Below are 17276 nucleotides of genomic sequence, written 5' to 3'. Positions count from 1 at the left end.
GGAGGTTGCACAATGACGAAATATCACTTTACAGGTATTAAAGGATCAGGGATGAGCTCGCTTGCTCAGATTCTTCATGATTCATCAAACGAAGTCCAAGGATCAGATGTGGAAAAACACTTTTTCACCGAGGAACCACTTCATGAACGCGCGATTACTGTTCTTCCCTTCAGTGAAGCCAATATTACGGAAGGCCTTACAGTTATTGCAGGGAATGCCTTCCCGGATACACATCCTGAATTAGTGAAAGCTAAGGAACTAGGGCTGGAAGTAATCCGGTATCACGACTTTTTAGCGGAGTACATGAAACAATCCGTTTCTGTAGCAATTACAGGGACTCATGGAAAGACGTCTACGACAGGTCTTCTAGCTCATGTCCTTTCAGGCTTTGCTCCCATCTCCTACTTAATAGGGGATGGTACTGGGAAAGGTGTTCAAGATAGCGAGTTCTTTGTATTTGAATCATGCGAGTACAAACGGCATTTCTTAGCGTACGAACCAGATTACGCAATCATTACAAATATAGATTACGATCACCCCGATTATTTTAAAGATATGTCGGATGTGTTGAATGCATTTGGTGATATGGCGTTGAATGTTAAAAAAGCAATCATCGCATGTGGGGATGATCAGAACTGTTTAGCGATTCAAGCAAACGTCCCCGTCGTCCTCTACGGTCTAGGCGAGGGGAATGATTTCAGTGCGTCAAATATCATTAAAAACGCCGAGGGCACTTCTTTTGATGTGTTCGTACGCAATGAATTCTACCATTCGTTCACGATTCCAATGCCCGGAGATCATGCCATTAAAAACGCTTTGGCAGTCATTGCACTCTGTCAGTACGAAGGTTTGGAACCGGCCATAGTCGAAGAACGGTTAAAGAGTTTCAATGGGGTAAAACGGAGATTCACTGAAATTAAAACAGACGATGCAATCCTAATCGATGATTATGCACATCATCCTACTGAAATCCGTGCAACGCTCCAGTCTGCAAGACAGAAGTACCCTGAGCGTGAAATCATTGCGGTCTTCCAACCCCATACATTTTCAAGAACAGCTGCACTAATGGATGAATTTGCGGCAAGTCTTACTGAAGCTGATCAAGTATATCTGTGTGATATATTTGGATCCGCTCGAGAAAAGTCAGGTACCCTGACAGTGAATGATCTTACTGAGAAAATACCAGAATCTGCACATTTGACACTAGATGCGATCGAAGCACTTGATGGTCATGAAGATGCAGTTATTTTGTTCATGGGTGCAGGAGATGTCCAAAAGTATTTGAAAGCTTATCAGCAGCATATCGCTGAGCAAAAAACAGTCTGAGTACATCAGGCTGTTTTATTTTTTTTGATGAAAACTTACCTTCTTTTAAAGGGAATACTCGCCCGTTGTCGAAAGGAGAATAATGATCAAAGTTTAGTTTGTACCATGTCAGGGTAAAAGTACTCATAAGAAAGTGGGCAGGGAGGAGTGAACTGCTTCAATCTGTTGTACATAACGGATGTTGGCTGAGAACAAGTTTTCAGCGAAGTGACCAACCGTATCGACAGACGAAACAAGTCACGGCATGATGACTAACACAAGAACAACATTTCAAGGAGGAGATCGCATGAGCGACAACTACAGCAAACCAAATCAGACTAACGGACTTAACCCGAATGATATGTATCAAAATTCATATGGTGAACCTTCTCAATTACCGATGAACTACAATTATTTCCCTACAGATACGGATCGCTTCTATGATGAAGAAAGTTCAAGTTCAGGAAGCTTTTTAATGGGAGCGTTAGTAGGCGGTGTTATCGGTGCAGCGGCAGCCCTTTTCCTGGCACCTAAGACAGGTAAAGAGATGCGTGATGATTTTTCCACACAGGCAGTTCAATTGAAGAACAAAAGTATCGAGCTCAGCTCCACAGCTAAAGACAAAGCTGTGGATTTAACAGCAACTGCTAAGGATAAAGCAGCTGACCTCACATTGACAGCTAAAGACAAGGCAGTGGACCTATCGAGTTCTGCTAAAGATAAAGCTACACAGTTATCTTCAGCAGCGATGGAAAAGTCCGGGGATCTAAAGAAGAATGTTCAAGAACAAACTGACAAAGTGAAGTCGATGACCTCAAAAAAATCGGCTCCAATGGATGATGGTACAGCTTCTTCTGAAGGTGAAGAACCTATTGTCGCTACGGACAATAAAAACAAACAAAACAACAATAGCGATTCCGAAAAGTCTGTTGAGAAAAAAGAAGCTAGCAATCAGACTACAAAGAATAGCAAGGTAGCCTATGACAACTCCGGTAACATCGGAAAAGACAAATACATCAATCAGAACCCTGTTTCTAACGAAAAACCTAAGAAAAACTGATCTAAAAAGCCATCCAATTCACATTGGATGGCTTTTTACGTAATACGAATTTCTAATTCATCTCCCCCGAACAGCTGATCATGAAATTGTATCGGCTGATTATTGCGGAGGAGTTTATAGGAGGACGCAGATCGAGCAGGCAGTTGGTAGTCGACGAAAGAAAAGACATCACTGAATGTGATCGGTTGACCTGTTAAAGGTGTCACATTCAACTGATCAGCTTCTGTAATCCGAGCAGTTGTTTCAACGGACTTGTCATTCAGCATGACTGAATAACGAGGTTTCGTAATGGTCACTTGCTTACCGTTGAAAACAACGGTTATCTGTTCAATCAATTGAATACCCAGTTCCTTTGCAACAGCTTCAACTGTAGAGAAGGAATTTTGTTCGCAAGAAATGCAATCTCCATCTTCCAGTCGTGATGAGAGTGAAATGGGGAAGCCATTCCGCGAATAGACGGGAGGCTTGGATTTCAAATGGATCCGTTTGCCATTTAGAACAATCGCCTGCAATGCCTCACGATTGTCGGGGTATCCATTCAGTACATGTAAGGCGTCTCGCAATGTCATAGGTCGATGAACCTTGATATCATCCCGATCTTGAATGGCTGTTTGAATATCTCTATATTCGTTATTAACCATCACTTCCGTATTCAATAGGACTGTCTTATCATTTATCTTTACTGAAATTGGTTGCGATTCTAATTCCACTATATCTGCAATAACCGCTTTTGCGGAATGTCCATCTGTTCCTAAAAGAAGTTGAATGGAATCCCCGTTACGTATGGAATCTTTAGTACTGACCTTGATTTTGTTTTTAAGAATAACAGAAGGTGTCCCGTGACTGCCCGGTATTGTGATCTCTTGTCCATTCAGTGTGAAACGCAGCGCCAGGCCTGGTTTTCCGTACAACTGTCTAGCTTTTACGCCAGCTGCAAGAAGGGCATCCCCCACGGTCATTTCTTTTAATTCAAAGAGACGGATCGTTTTATCGTTCACGCTCACGGATATGTACTGAATAGGTGCGCGTTTTGCGGCGATTGCAATGCCGATTGGCGTGACCAGTGCAGGAGACGAACTGATTTGTTCTGCAAGGGTCACTTCAGTCAGTGCATCGAGCCCGCGTACAGCGACTCGCTGTAATGGAAGGTCCAGTGCAGCACTGAGCTTAGCGGTCAAAGTGGGGGTCAAACTGCCTCCTCCAACTAACATGACCGCTTGTGGGGACGTATTGTTCAATCGCTTGATTTCATCAGCAATCGACTCTGCTAGCCGATCGATGGCAGGAGTGATGGCGGCAATGACATCTTGTGAGGGAAACTGTTGTTCAAACCCTAATATATCGTTCATGACAACAGAACCTTCTTCAAACAACAATCGCTTTATGCGCTCCGCTTCAGGAAAGTCCAGTAAATAGTTGGAACTCAATGCTTCAGTTATTTCATCCCCAGCCACTGGAACCATACCAAATGCAGAAACCGTGTTATGATTAGTAAGTGCAATATCCGAAGTTCCTGCTCCAATATCGACTAACGCAACATTTAACCGTCTCATCGATTGCGGAATGAGGACATTGATAGCAGCGATCGGCTCTAGAGTGAGTGCTTCCATTTCCAGATCGGCTCTTTTCAGGGCGGAAAGCAGGGACTCCACTACGACTCTGGGCAAGAACGTAGCGATTACTTCTACACTCGCTAATCGGCCGGTCTGGTCGATTAAGCTACCAATTCTTTCGTTATCCAATAAATAGTGAAGTACAGAATACCCTACACAATAGTATTGACTTTCGGTTGTGTTCGCGTCAGAAGAAAGTAGTTCCTGCTGTGCTTTTTGGACTGCTCCGAGTTCCAGCCGATTAATGTCTTCACGATTGATGAGTGCGTGCTCTGTAATATCCACCGACATTGTTCCAGTAGCAGTTTTCAGCGCTCGTCCAGCAGCTGCTACACTTACTTTTTTCAGAGGTCCGTGTCGTTGCTCTAGCAATGATTTCATTTCCTCGATTACTGCAGCCACGCTGACGATGTTATGTATTTGTCCATCGATCATCGAGCGCTCTTTATGCTCTATGATTTCAAGATCGACGACATGATACCCGGATTCGGATTCTTCCAAAATTATTCCAACAACGGAACGAGTTCCGATATCCAGTGCAAACAAAGGCGCCATATTAGTACCTCCTAAGTCTTTCCGATATATTAAATATAACTATTTTGCTAAATAGCGTGACTTTTCAACTGAGGTTCATTATACTAGGTCTATTATTATAAAATGTACCATACATTCTCCGATGCGAAAAGGGAATGCTATGAATGGGGAGGAGAATGACTATGCGCCAACATAATTTGGAAGAGCTGCGGTCCCAGGTGACTGAACTGAATGTAAAGATTTTGGATCTCATTAATGACCGTACAGCTGTAGTGCAAGAAATCGGTAAAGTAAAAGAAAAACAAGGTGTAAATCGTTATGATCCGGTTCGAGAAAGAGAAATGCTGGATTTCTTGAAAGAAGCAAACAAGGGACCCATTCCGAATGGTATTCTGGAACAAGTATTCAAAGGGATTTTCATGTCAGCTCTTGAGGTCCAAGAAGATGAACAGAAAAAAGCGCTTCTCGTTTCACGGAAAAGGAAAGCGGAAGACACAATCGTCGATATCAATGGTGAAAAGATCGGCAATGGCACTCCTTCATTCGTATTTGGACCATGTGCTGTAGAATCTTATGAACAAGTGCTGGCAGTTGCTGAGTCCATCAAGGCGAAAGGATTGACGATGATGCGGGGCGGGGCATATAAGCCGCGTACATCTCCTTATGACTTCCAAGGATTAGGATTGGAAGGATTGAAGATTTTGAAGCGTGTATCCGATGAGACAGGTTTGTCCATCGTAACAGAGATTATTACACCCTCCCATTTGGAAGAAGCGCTTGACTATATAGATGTCATTCAAATTGGTGCACGGAATATGCAAAACTTCGAGCTTCTTAAAGAAGCAGGAAAAGCGAATAAACCAGTATTGTTGAAACGTGGATTGGCTGCAACAATCGATGAATTCATTCATGCAGCAGAATACATCATGTCAAAAGGGAACACACAGATCATGCTTTGTGAGCGGGGAATCCGTACTTATGAACGTGCGACTCGCAATACACTAGATATTTCTGCTGTTCCGATTTTGAAACAAGAAACACATCTTCCTGTATTTGTTGACGTTACACATTCTACAGGCAGAAAAGATCTTCTGATTCCCACTGCTAAGGCTGCAATTGCTGTAGGGGCGGATGGAGTGATGGCTGAAGTGCATCCGGATCCAGCAGTTGCATTGTCTGATTCAGCTCAACAAATGAACATAGAACAATTTGACGAATTCTATGAAGAAATGAAACGTTTCATGAATACGCACCAAATTGTATAATTTATCGCCGGAGCTTACATCGCTCCGGCGTTTTGGTATACTAGGAAAGAAAGATAAAAAAGACGGCGAAAGGGGAGGTCAGTATGGCGGTAACAATTTATGACGTGGCTCGAGAGGCGAACGTCTCAATGGCTACTGTATCACGGGTGGTCAATGGTAACCCCAACGTGAAACCGGCAACGCGTAAGAAGGTAACAGCATGCATTGAACGGCTCGGCTATCGGCCCAATGCTGTAGCACGCGGCCTCGCCAGTAGAAAAACGACTACTGTAGGTGTGATTGTACCGGATATTTCAAAAAGCTATTATGCGGAACTTTCAAGAGGAATCGCAGATGTTGCGACGATGTACGAGTACAATATTATCCTTTCCAATTCAGATAAGCGTCCTTTAAGGGAAATTGAACTGATTGAAGATCATCTCGGAAAGCAAGTGGATGGGTTGATCTTTATGAGTGATTCGATTTCAGATGATGTTCGAAAGGAAATGAAATCTGCTAATGTTCCCATTGTATTGGCGGGGACGTTGGATTCTGAGTTCGAGTTTCCGACTGTGAACATTGAAAACAAAGACGCAGCCTATTTGGCAGTGAAAGAACTGATTGAAAACGATCACGAACGCATTGCATTCATATCGGGTCCTTTTAGCCGTGATATTAATCGCCTTTCTAAAAAGACAGGATATGAAGAGGCTATGTCAGAAGCGGGATTCTCTATTCCAGATGGATATATAATGGAAACGGATAATACATACGATGATGCGTATGAAGTATGGAACCGTTTGAAAAATCTTCCGGAACCTCCAACAGCCATTTTTGCAGGAAATGATGAAATAGCTGTCGGTCTAATGAATGGAATCCGTGATGCAGGGCTTACGGTACCGAATGATATCGAGCTGATTTGTTTCCAGCACTCCATTCTTGCCAGAGCTGTCCGTCCTCAGTTAACAGCTATTCGTGTGCCGTTGTATGATTTAGGTGCTGTATCGATGAGGCTCTTAACGAAATTGATGAATGGCGAAGAAGTTGAACAGAAACAAGTAATGCTGCCGTATCAACTGGAGTACCGAGATTCCGTCAGAAGAAAATGATGTATACTGAAAGCGAAATGATTTATAAACAAAAGCAGAGAGGCAGTTTAGCCACTCTGCTTTTGTTTTGTGGAAAAATGGAGGGAATTTCACTTTATCGAGGTTGCTGCTCACTTCTTATGTAGTGTAGTGAACGTTCCATGACTTGTGCATTCTTCTCTTCGATTTCCGCCTTTCTTGGTATCGGTTTGTATAGCGGATTTGGATCTTCCCATGTCTCGATAAGCGGAACAGGTGAATCCTGCTGCCAGCGATCAAGCCATTCATTAGGAAGGGGCCCTGCCGGTGCAGGAAGTTTCTTCATGGAATACCAGATATGGGACCAAGCTCGAGGGACCACACGCCATATATCATAACCTCCGCCTCCTACTGCAATCCATCGCCCTCCGCAATACTCGTCTGCAAGTTCACGGGCGATTCTAGGAATCTCCTTAAAGATTTCCATAGTGCCGTACAAATGGGTTAACGGATCGAAAAAATGAGCATCCGCGCCATTTTGTGTTAAAATCACATCCGGTCTGAACCATTCAACGACTTCTCGGAAAGCGGTTTCATAAATGGTCAGAAAGGATTCGTCTTCAGTGAACGCGTCGATCGGGAAGTTGAACGAAGTTCCATACCCCTTTCCATTTCCACGCTCGGTCACGTGCCCGGTTCCAGGGAATAGATACCGTCCTGTTTCATGGATGGACAAAGTACATACATCAGGATCATCATAAAATGTCCACTGAACCCCATCGCCATGGTGTGCATCTGTATCGATGTACAGTACCCGCGCATTATAGTTTTTCTGTAAATAACGGATGGCAACAGAGCTATCATTGTATACACAAAATCCCGAGGCCTTCCCTTGGAAACCATGATGCAGTCCGCCTCCAAGATTCAAAGCATAGCCAGCACGATTTTGCATCACTTCATCGACAGCCGTCAGTGTACCACCCACGAGCATGGCGCTTGCTTCATGCATATTAAGGAAAATCGGCGTATCTTCTGTCCCTATTCCATATACACTGCCAATCTCAAGTCCCATTTCACCTTTACCTGCTTTTTTTACCATTTCGACAAACTTAGGTTCATGAACTAGCAGTAGCTCTTCGTCCGTTGCCATGCGAGGGGGAATAATATCGTCATCAGTTATTGCACGCATCGCCTTTAGTAGATCCAGTGTTAACGTAATTCTTTTTTGATTGAAAGGATGTGTATCTGAAAATGAGTAACCTAGCTGATCTTCCGAAAATACGAATACCGCATCTCTTTTCATACTTCTGTCCCTGGGAAGTTCGGCCAAAGAACGTCGAATCCACGCCCTTTGAGACCTTGGATAATTGAAATGGGATTCATTGTTTTAATGCGGAGCACAAGAATTTTATTAGCCTCATTTTCTTTATCAGGATAGACTAGGACACTTTGGACGTTTGTTTGGAACTCATTGAAAACTTTCGTCACTTCATGCAGTATACCGGGAATGTTGGGGACACGTACTTCGATTTGGGAGCCGGGGTGATGAGCGCCTGTCAGTTCGATGTATTTGTATAATAGATCGGTTTCTGTAATTATACCGACCAATTTTTGATTTGAAACGATAGGTAAACAACCAATTTGGTTATGATAAAAAACTAAGGCGGATTCCTCCACAAAATCCATAGGATGACCTGTGATGGGCTTCTTGACCATACATTCAGAAAGTGGCTTTGCATAAATAGCGGCTCTATTTTCTGCAGGAAGATCCCCATGGGGCATAATCTCTTTTAAATCACGGTCCGTGATAATCCCAACGAGCTGATTGTCGTCGCTTACGATCGGGAGATGCCTTATATGGGAAGTCCTCATTAAATCTGCAGCTTCTTTAATTGTATGTCCGGGTGTTAACGTAATGACATCAGTTTTCATGATTTCTTCGATTAACATACTATCCCTTCTTTCTTAGTACAGATATCTGTTTTTAAATCGTAAGCTATCGAACCGTTGGACATCTTCTTGCCCGATACGTTTGCCAATTCGCGCCATTAAACAATTTGCAGGATGTGAACAGATTTCAGGATCATCTGTTGCAAAATATTCAAGTCCTCCGTGCTGCATCATTTTTTCCATCACTTTGCGATATTCCCATACAGTGAGTTTGGTCTCTTTCAAATCCCAATGCCAATAGTATTCAGTGGTAATGACAATGTAGTCTTCCATTGCCTCATCCATCATTGAGACCTCCAAAAGAGCCTTGCCTACACCGCCGCCCCGATACTTTGCAATGACCTCAATCGCACCTAATTCAATCAAATTTTCCATGTTTCCTTCAGACCAACGTTCAAGTGGGTCTGGGTACAGATAGGTAACATAGCCAACGATTTGGTCCTGATAACGGGCGATGATAATCCGGCCTTCCGGTAACTTAGATATCCCAATTAGAGCTTTGTGTTGTTGAACAGGTGCTCTGAAGGCTACTAATCCTTCGTGAAAATCATAATTTTCAAGATCTGAAGTGCGAATAGGCCCTTCAATAATTAAATTTCCATTCCTATGCTTCAATTCCAATGCATTATAGGTTTTTACATGCTCCAACCATTTCACCGCCTTCGACTGATAATCCATCTGCTTACAGTATACATGAAATGTACGCCTATTTTGATGATATTTATTACAAAACGAAGAACTGTCGGAAAAATAGTATTTGTTTGCTAATTTAAGATGGATTCATGTAGAATAAAAGTGTTAGTACATATTTAGGGGGGTTCTGTTATGGTTTTAAAGACAATTCCGGCTCAGCAGTCCGATTATCAAATGCAAGACTATGACAAATTGGCGGCTACTTTCGATTGGAAAGAAGCTGAAAAAGAGTTTAGCTGGTATGAAACGGGAAAAGTGAATATTGCACACGAAGCGGTTGATCGACATGCTGATTCATTTCGAAAAAACAAAGTAGCGCTCTACTATAAAGACGGCTCACGCAACGAAACGTATACATTTGGAGACTTGAAGAAAAAGTCGAACAAAGCTGCGAATGTATTGAAAAACTATTCAACTTTGGAAAAAGGGGATCGGATTTTCGTCTTTATGCCGCGTTCACCTGAATTATACTTTGCGCTTTTAGGTGCTTTGAAAGTCGGAGCGATTGTAGGACCGTTATTTGAGGCCTTCATGGAGGGCGCTGTCTATGATCGGTTAGATGATAGCGATGCTAAAGCGATTGTTACGACTCCGGAACTGCTGGACCGAATCCCTGTCGACCGTTTGCCCAACCTTGAAACTGTATTCGTCGTGGGGGACGATGTCTCAGAAGAAGGTAAAGTGATCAGTTTTAACAAGCATTTTGAGAAGGCTTCTAACGATTTCGAAGTGGAATGGCTAGAACGCGAGTCACCGACTTTGCTGCACTATACATCAGGTTCTACGGGAAAGCCTAAAGGTGTCCTGCATGTACAGGAAGCGATGGTCCAACAACTTCAAACTGCAAAATGGGTTCTCGACCTTCGGGAAGAAGATGTATTTTGGTGTACCGCAGACCCAGGTTGGGTGACAGGTACGGCGTACGGGATTTTTGGCCCGTTATTAGCAGGGACGACAAACCTGATTGTTGGCGGACGTTTCTCGACGGATAGCTGGTATGGTGCAGTCGAAGAGTTTGGTGTATCTGTCTGGTACAGCGCACCGACCGCTTTCCGTATGTTGATGGGAGCAGGAAGTGCTGCCATGGAAGGGCACGATCTTTCGTCACTCCGACACATTTTATCGGTAGGAGAGCCATTGAATCCTGAAGTTGTCCGATGGGGAATGGAAACGTTCAATATGCGAATTCATGATACCTGGTGGATGACTGAAACAGGAGCCCAGATGATCTGTAACTTTGGATCACTTCCATTGAAGCCAGGTTCGATGGGAAAGCCGGTTCCGGGAATTGAAGCAGCAATTGTTGACGACCAAGGGAATGTATTGCCTCCGAACCAAATGGGGAACTTAGCGCTGAAAAAAGGCTGGCCAGCGATGATGAGAGCGATTTGGAACAACCCTGAAAAATATGATTCCTACTTCTTGAATGGTGAATGGTACGTATCAGGGGATTCGGCATATATGGATGAGGAAGGGTACTTCTTTTTCCAAGGTCGTGTGGATGATGTTATCATGACAAGCGGAGAACGGGTAGGACCATTTGAAATCGAAAGTAAACTGATAGAGCATCCGGCAATTGTTGAAGCAGGGGTTATCGGTAAGCCTGATCCGGTGCGAGGGGAGATCATCAAGGCATTCATCGCGTTACATGATGGTTATGAACCGACGGATGAATTGAAAGAAGAAATCCGGCAATTTGTGAAAAAAGAGCTTGCCGGTCATGCAGCCCCAAGAGAGATCGAATTCAAGGACAAACTGCCTAAGACACGAAGCGGTAAAATTATGAGACGTGTGCTTAAAGCTTGGGAACTGGATTTACCAACTGGTGATTTATCGACTATGGAAGATTGAAAAACAAAAAGAAAGCTGGACAGTTCCCCGTTGGGGGGATTGTCCAGCTTTTTCTTGCAATGATATTTGCAAAAAGGGGAGACGGTGTTCATTAGTCTCCGCCTGAATTGCTATCCCCATCGCCGCCACTTGCAGGAGGCTTCGGTTTGCCATCGCCGCCGTTAGCAGGAGGCTTCGGTTTTCCGTCACCACCGGTAGCCGGTGGTTTCGGTTTGCCATCGCCGCCATTTGCAGGGGGCTTCGGCTTCCCATCCCCACTGCCATTCGCAGGAGGCTTCGGTTTCCCATCCCCACTGCCATTTGCAGGCGGTTTCGGTTTTGAATCTGTATCTGTGTTTGAATCAGGAGGCGTCGTACCTGTATCGCCATCACTGTCTCCTGAACCATTGTTGGCGTCGCTAGGCGGTACGGGATCAGGTACTTTAGCAACTGTTGTCACTGCATTTGAAGACGCAGAAGTTAGACCTGTTATATCTACAGCTCGTACAGTATACGTTCCACTTCCTATAGGGAAGGAGAGTGACTGACCATCCCGGATCGTTCCGACGCGCGTTCCGCCATTATAGACATAATAACCAATGACATCACTTGAAGGAGACGGGCTCCATGTCAATACAGAGCCATTTTGTGAGGCACTCACACCAGCAGGTGCCACACCGTCCGCAGGGAAGATAGCTCCCGATACGACCTGAGATGCAAAACCGGATCGAGTCGGGAATAACTTGGAAGCATCTCCGCCAAGAGGTCCAAGCATCCGTTTAATGAACTCTTGATTGACTCCTACACCGCCAGCTGTTATGAATTCAGAAGGCGTTGAAGGCAATGCTGCATACCTTGTCCCTTTCACGGATACGGAAGCGGATGAAATAATGCTGTCATCGGCTTTGTTAGGAAGCATGACATTTGCATTGAAAAGATCGGATCTTACCAACCCTGCCGATGAACATGCAGCTGACGGGGCAAGCCCGGAAATTCCACAGAATGAACGGTTCACGACACCTTGCGGCCGCTGGAAACGGACATTTTGGCCGATTGTTTCAGGTCGAGCCTGGTTAATGGCATTCATGAACTTTGCATATAAAGCATTCGTACGTGAGCTTGCGGTGCCATATTGGGCATTTCCTGGGCTTTCCAGAGATTTGGTTTGGTACTTGTAACCTAACCACACGCCAAGGGATATATTAGGATTATACCCAAGCAGCCAAGCATCGCTGAATGAGTTCGTTGTCCCACTTTTTGCTGCAATATCCACATTGAAATTCAATTTGCTTTTCATCACTTTTGCAGTACCGCTAGACGCTACATCCCTGAGCATATCTGTAACAATGTAGGCCGTTTGAGGGCTGAAAACTTGTACAGGATCAACTTTATGTTGATATACTATTTCGCCATTCTTGTCTTCTATTTTTTCGATAATGTAAGGATCGACATGCTGGCCGCCATTTGCAAGAGTCGAATAGGCACTCGTATTCTCTTGCACACTACCGCCATGACTCAATCCACCTAGTGCCGCAGAAGGGCTTTCGTAATCTTGCGGCGTTAAGTTGGCATAACCCATTTTCTTCAGGAAATCGGCGGGGCGACGGTCTTGAATTTGATTATAAAGCCGAGCTGCTGCTAAGTTTTGGGAAGTCGTAAGTGCTTGTCGGGCTGAAATGATACCGAGTTCTTGGTATGGCAAGAAATTGACTGGTTTCCACCCTCGAAGATTGAATTTAACATCGACCACGGGGCTGCCTGCGCCGATAACACCATATTCAATTGCCGGTGCGTAAACTAGTAGTGGCTTGATCGTCGATCCAGGTTGACGAATCGTTTGCGTGGAGTGATTGACAGATTCCAATTCATGATCACGACCGCCTACAAACGCCAAGATTTTTCCTGTTTTATTATCCAGCAACGTTGCGCCTACTTGTACTGGCAACTTTTCTGTTTTCTTTTCACCTGTCTGTTGATTAGTTGAATTCTCTGAATAAGTGAATCCATACTGGGTGAAATTTTCGGCAACATCGTTCATCGCGTTATACAACTGCAGATCCACAGTTGAATAAATACGGTATCCATCATTTCTCATGGAACGCTCTGCGAGAATATCATACTTTTCCTTGAGCTTCTTATCTTCTTTCAAACGGTCTGCGTCGATGCCATCTTCTTCAGCTATTTTATCAGCAAGTATGGCAATCGTGCTGCGCTGTATTTCATCTGTTAAAAATTCATCTCTGCTTTTAGGTGCCTCGGCAGCAGTTCTGAAATCTTTTGTAATATCGTAAGCCATCGCTTCTTGGTACTCTTTTTCAGTTATATATTCCGTTTCTTTCATTCGGAATAGGACGGTCTTCATCCGATTGATACCGGGTTTCAATCCTTTGTCGTCTTTTAGTCCATTTGAACCGTTGTAAAACGGTGTATATGCGAAAGGAGCTTGGGGAATCCCTGCAATATATGCAGATTGAGCGAGATTCAACTCTTTCGCGGGCTTATTGAAGATCCCTTCAGCGGCTGCTTCGATTCCAGCAATGTTTCCACCATTCGAATTACGTCCGTATGGAATGATATTCAAATAAGCTTCCAGAATTTCATCTTTAGTCATGAAGTGCTCTAAACGCATCGCAAGCAAAAGTTCTTTCGCTTTCCGCTCATAAGAGATTTCATTCGTTAAAATCTGGTTTTTTATAAGCTGTTGAGTCAGCGTCGAGCCACCCGTTTGGTTGTCTGAGTTGGTAACATCTTGAAAGAGTCCCCGAAAGACAGCTTTAGGGACAATGCCTTTATGTGTATTGAAGTATTCATCTTCGGTTGCGTAAACGGCATTGATGACGTAAGGAGACACATCTTTAAGTTTGACCTCTTTCCGGTCGATATCAGAGCGTACTTTCCTTAAGTACTTTCCGTTTGTATAAATTTCGGATGTTTCTTCATAACTGAGTATTTCACTGCGCATTTCTGCTTTGGAACGAAGTGGTTCCTTTTCAACAAGCGAGGCAAAATATCCTGCCCCTACGGAAGCGCCAAAAACCGTTAACGTCAAACCGATAACTAAGAAAAGCATCAATAGATTCCAGATTACACCAGAGGCAATCCGGGTATTTTTGGCCCATTTGGTTTTCTTTATCGCTTCGAATTTATCTTCAAGTTCTTCAACCCGTTTTTTGTCCTGTTTAGTCAATTCGTTCCCCCCTAAAAATCTAATTAATTATAGCATATTCTAATAGGCGGTGACTGAATTTGTTTGACAAATTTCCATTTTCGACTACAATATGATGTAGTTACTCTTCACAGTGAAGAAGCCGCAGTAGTGGCAGGCGATCCGTATAGAGAGGCAGCGGTTGGTGGAAGCTGTTCGGTACCTTGTTCACGAATTACAGCTTTGGAGTGTTGCGCGGATAGCGGCGTTATTGCTAATAGAGCGGAGATGATTTATCTCAAGCTGGGTGGTACCGCGCTTACATGTACAATGGGCGTCCCTGCATGATCTGTTTCAGATCGTGTGGGGATTTTTTGTATTCGTGAAGCGAAAAAATGGAGGAGGAAGTCATATGACGGCAAACTTACTAGATGATTTGAAGTGGAGAGGGCTGCTTTATCAGCAAACGGACGAAGAAGGGATGGCTAAGCTGCTGGATGAACAAAAAGTATCGCTCTATTGCGGCGTGGATCCGACAGCTGACAGCATGCATATCGGACACATCGTACCACTTCTTACACTTCGCAGATTCCAGCTTCATGGTCATCGACCTATTCTGCTCATTGGCGGCGCGACAGGTATGATCGGAGATCCATCGTTCCGTGCGGATGAACGCCAACTTCAAACGGAAGCACAAGTGGATGAAAATGTAAAAGGATTGAAAGTTCAGCTTGAGCGGCTGTTCGACTTCAAGGATGAGAATGGAGCGCGTCTCGTCAATAACAAAGACTGGATGGGTCCGATGAGTGCAATCGGATTCTTGAGGGACTACGGTAAATTGTTGAACATCAACTATATGTTAGGGAAAGAAAACGTGGCATCCCGCCTGGAAACCGGACTTTCGTTTACGGAATTCACATATATGCTCATCCAAGGGATCGATTTCAATCACTTATACGATCACTATGGCTGCCGAGTACAAATCGGAGGTTCTGACCAGTGGGGGAATATTACGACTGGGCTCGAAGTCATCCGTAAGACGCACGAAGAAGAGACGAAAGCATTCGGCATCACGATTCCGCTAGTAACGAAATCAGATGGTACAAAATTCGGTAAAACTGCCGGTGGAGCAGTGTGGTTGGATGCTGTCAAAACTTCCCCGTATGAGTTTTACCAATTCTGGATCAACGCCGCAGACGCGGATGTTGTGCACTATTTGAAGATCTTCACGTTCCTGGATCGTTCTGAAATTGAAGAACTCGAGTGTTCGGTTGCAGATGAGCCACACTTACGTAAAGCGCAGAAGACACTTGCTGAAGAAATGACTCGTCTTATTCACGGTCAAGAATCACTCGATCAGGCAATCCGTATTTCTGCAGCGCTATTCAGTGGGGATTTGAAGAAATTGACGGCATCGGAAATGAAGGATGCCTTCAAGGATGTACCGACTTTTGAAATGGCGAAAGAAGATCACAATATTGTTGAGTTGCTAGTGGAAGCTGGGATTTCACCTTCCAAACGTCAAGCTCGTGAGGACGTGACAAACGGTGCTATCTCTTTGAACGGTGATAAGGTATTGGATACAGGATATGATGTTAGCGCAGATGATCGTTTGGAAGATGCCTTTACAGTTGTTCGTCGTGGTAAGAAGAAGTATACAATGATTAAGTTCAAATAATCATATTGGACGCAGAGAGGGAAGGGGGAGTGCTCCCTTCTCTCTTTTTTTGGATTTTCCGCTTTTCTCCCCTTGAATTGCGAGGTGGAGTGATATTCCATTGAAACAGGATTTTTAATCTCCAGGCGTATACTGTCGAGTACACTCCTCAAGTGCATTGCATAAGATACTTTGTTGATAAAAAAGCTATTTGAAGGGATTGAAGTAGATGTACTGTATACCTTGTGTGTATTCATATCCTTATTATGTGAAAATACCTGTGCAGAATCTTGGGACCTTTCCTGTTTTTTGGATTGATCATGAGAAAGGAAACGGTTCGTATCAGTCCTATAATTATCATCATGAGATGCTATTGAAAGATTATGGAGCAATGCCTGTTGTCATGAATATCGCGGAAGCAACTAAACAGAACAATACGTTTCGAACAGCACTATGGACAGGTAATCATTTGCAACTAACATTAATGAGCGTCAATGCCGGTGAGTATATCGGTTTGGAGATGCATCCGAATGTGGATCAGTTTTTAAGGGTTGAACAAGGCCGAGGGGTTGTACAAATGGGTAAAGATAGAGATCACTTAAGTTTTCAAAGGGAAATTTCCGATGATTCTGCCATTCTAATACCGGCTGGATCTTGGCATAATGTCATTAATACTGGAAATACCCCTTTAAAACTATACTCGATATATGCCCCGCCAAATCATCCAATGGGTACTGTTCATCGGACTAAAGCAGATGCAATGGTTCCAATCGAAAACTATGACCTGGGAATGAAAGAAAAGAATCCAGCAGGTCTTGAAAGGACTCCGGATGAATGGATAACGTACACAGAATTTCTAGTAAAAGAAGGCTTGGAAGACGTCAAACGAGGAATTAATATGACACATATTCTTCAGGAATTCATTTTAATGGGTGTTCTAGTTGGAAAAGGATATTCTCCTGAAAAGGCATATGAAACAGTAGAGGCATGGGAACGTACAGGAGAGTCCAAACTTCTTCAAGAAAGCAAAAACAAATAAAAGCGTTGAGATGGGAACAATCTGAAGCGTTTGAGAAATACCTTTAAATGATCCAAGCTTATTTCGGCTCTGCAATGAAGAGGATTTGGAGAGAATGAAAAGAAAGGGGAATACCTCTTCTTTATAAGTTTCAAGTTCA

The 17276-nt window shown here is 43.7% G+C and carries 12 protein-coding genes and 1 other annotated feature; of the genes, 7 read left to right on the top strand and 5 right to left on the bottom strand.

Annotation, left to right across the window (positions count from 1 at the left end; all coding sequences use genetic code 11):
* The first annotated feature begins 12 nt into the window (after positions 1-12).
* Together murC and ABE021_RS12680 are read left to right on the top strand one after the other, a co-directional pair.
* Entirely contained in the window at positions 13-1326 is a 1314-nt protein-coding gene (gene murC, locus ABE021_RS12685; RefSeq protein WP_430289111.1) for a UDP-N-acetylmuramate--L-alanine ligase, read from the top strand.
* Positions 1327-1612: 286 nt separating this feature from the next.
* A complete protein-coding gene (locus tag ABE021_RS12680) occupies positions 1613-2365 on the top strand; it encodes a YtxH domain-containing protein (protein ID WP_430289109.1) in 753 nt (250 codons plus the stop codon).
* Between the two features lie 35 nt (positions 2366-2400).
* On the opposite strand, the gene ABE021_RS12675 is transcribed toward ABE021_RS12680, so the two are convergent.
* Positions 2401-4533, bottom strand: a complete 2133-nt coding sequence (locus ABE021_RS12675) for a cell division protein FtsA (protein ID WP_430289108.1) — start codon at positions 4531-4533, stop codon at positions 2401-2403.
* Positions 4534-4694: 161 nt separating this feature from the next.
* Here ABE021_RS12675 and ABE021_RS12670 point away from each other — a divergent pair, with 161 nt between their 5' ends.
* Positions 4695-5777, top strand: a complete 1083-nt coding sequence (locus tag ABE021_RS12670) for a bifunctional 3-deoxy-7-phosphoheptulonate synthase/chorismate mutase (protein WP_430289106.1) — start codon at positions 4695-4697, stop codon at positions 5775-5777.
* A gap of 83 nt (positions 5778-5860) precedes the next feature.
* The gene (gene ccpA / locus ABE021_RS12665) at positions 5861-6865 is read left to right on the top strand and encodes a catabolite control protein A (RefSeq protein ID WP_430289104.1); all 1005 of its coding nucleotides are present in this window, start codon (positions 5861-5863) and stop codon (positions 6863-6865) included.
* A gap of 94 nt (positions 6866-6959) precedes the next feature.
* Here the strand turns inward: ccpA and ABE021_RS12660 are convergent, their stop codons facing one another.
* Genes ABE021_RS12660 through ABE021_RS12650 form a run of 3 tightly spaced genes read right to left on the bottom strand, consistent with a single transcriptional unit; the run spans position 6960 to position 9421 of the window.
* The gene (locus ABE021_RS12660; RefSeq protein WP_430289103.1) at positions 6960-8126 is read right to left on the bottom strand and encodes an acetoin utilization protein AcuC; all 1167 of its coding nucleotides are present in this window, start codon (positions 8124-8126) and stop codon (positions 6960-6962) included.
* A complete protein-coding gene (locus tag ABE021_RS12655; RefSeq protein ID WP_430289102.1) occupies positions 8123-8773 on the bottom strand; it encodes an acetoin utilization AcuB family protein in 651 nt (216 codons plus the stop codon). Before ABE021_RS12655 ends, ABE021_RS12660 begins: the two co-directional genes overlap by 4 nt.
* Positions 8774-8788: 15 nt before the next feature.
* Positions 8789-9421 carry a GNAT family N-acetyltransferase gene (locus ABE021_RS12650; RefSeq protein ID WP_430289101.1) on the bottom strand — a complete coding sequence of 211 codons (633 nt, stop codon included), beginning with the start codon at positions 9419-9421 and terminating at the stop codon, positions 8789-8791.
* Between the two features lie 177 nt (positions 9422-9598).
* Here ABE021_RS12650 and acsA point away from each other — a divergent pair, with 177 nt between their 5' ends.
* Complete coding sequence (gene acsA, locus ABE021_RS12645; RefSeq protein ID WP_430289099.1) at positions 9599-11317, top strand: acetate--CoA ligase; 1719 nt, start codon at positions 9599-9601, stop codon at positions 11315-11317.
* Positions 11318-11408: 91 nt separating this feature from the next.
* On the opposite strand, the gene ABE021_RS12640 is transcribed toward acsA, so the two are convergent.
* The gene (locus ABE021_RS12640) at positions 11409-14483 is read right to left on the bottom strand and encodes a transglycosylase domain-containing protein (protein ID WP_430289098.1); all 3075 of its coding nucleotides are present in this window, start codon (positions 14481-14483) and stop codon (positions 11409-11411) included.
* A 103-nt stretch (positions 14484-14586) separates the two neighbouring features.
* Positions 14587-14786: a binding site (T-box leader), on the top strand.
* Between the two features lie 67 nt (positions 14787-14853).
* On the opposite strand from ABE021_RS12640, the gene tyrS reads away from it, so the two are divergent.
* Complete coding sequence (gene tyrS / locus ABE021_RS12635; RefSeq protein ID WP_430289097.1) at positions 14854-16119, top strand: tyrosine--tRNA ligase; 1266 nt, start codon at positions 14854-14856, stop codon at positions 16117-16119.
* A gap of 346 nt (positions 16120-16465) precedes the next feature.
* A complete protein-coding gene (locus ABE021_RS12630; RefSeq protein WP_430289137.1) occupies positions 16466-17137 on the top strand; it encodes a cupin domain-containing protein in 672 nt (223 codons plus the stop codon).
* The last annotated feature ends 139 nt before the right edge of the window (positions 17138-17276 follow it).

The organism is Sporosarcina gallistercoris (assembly GCF_050459885.1).
GTDB classification, from domain to species: Bacteria; Bacillota; Bacilli; order Bacillales_A; family Planococcaceae; genus Sporosarcina; species Sporosarcina gallistercoris_A.
This window is presented reverse-complemented; position numbering and strand designations above follow the sequence as displayed.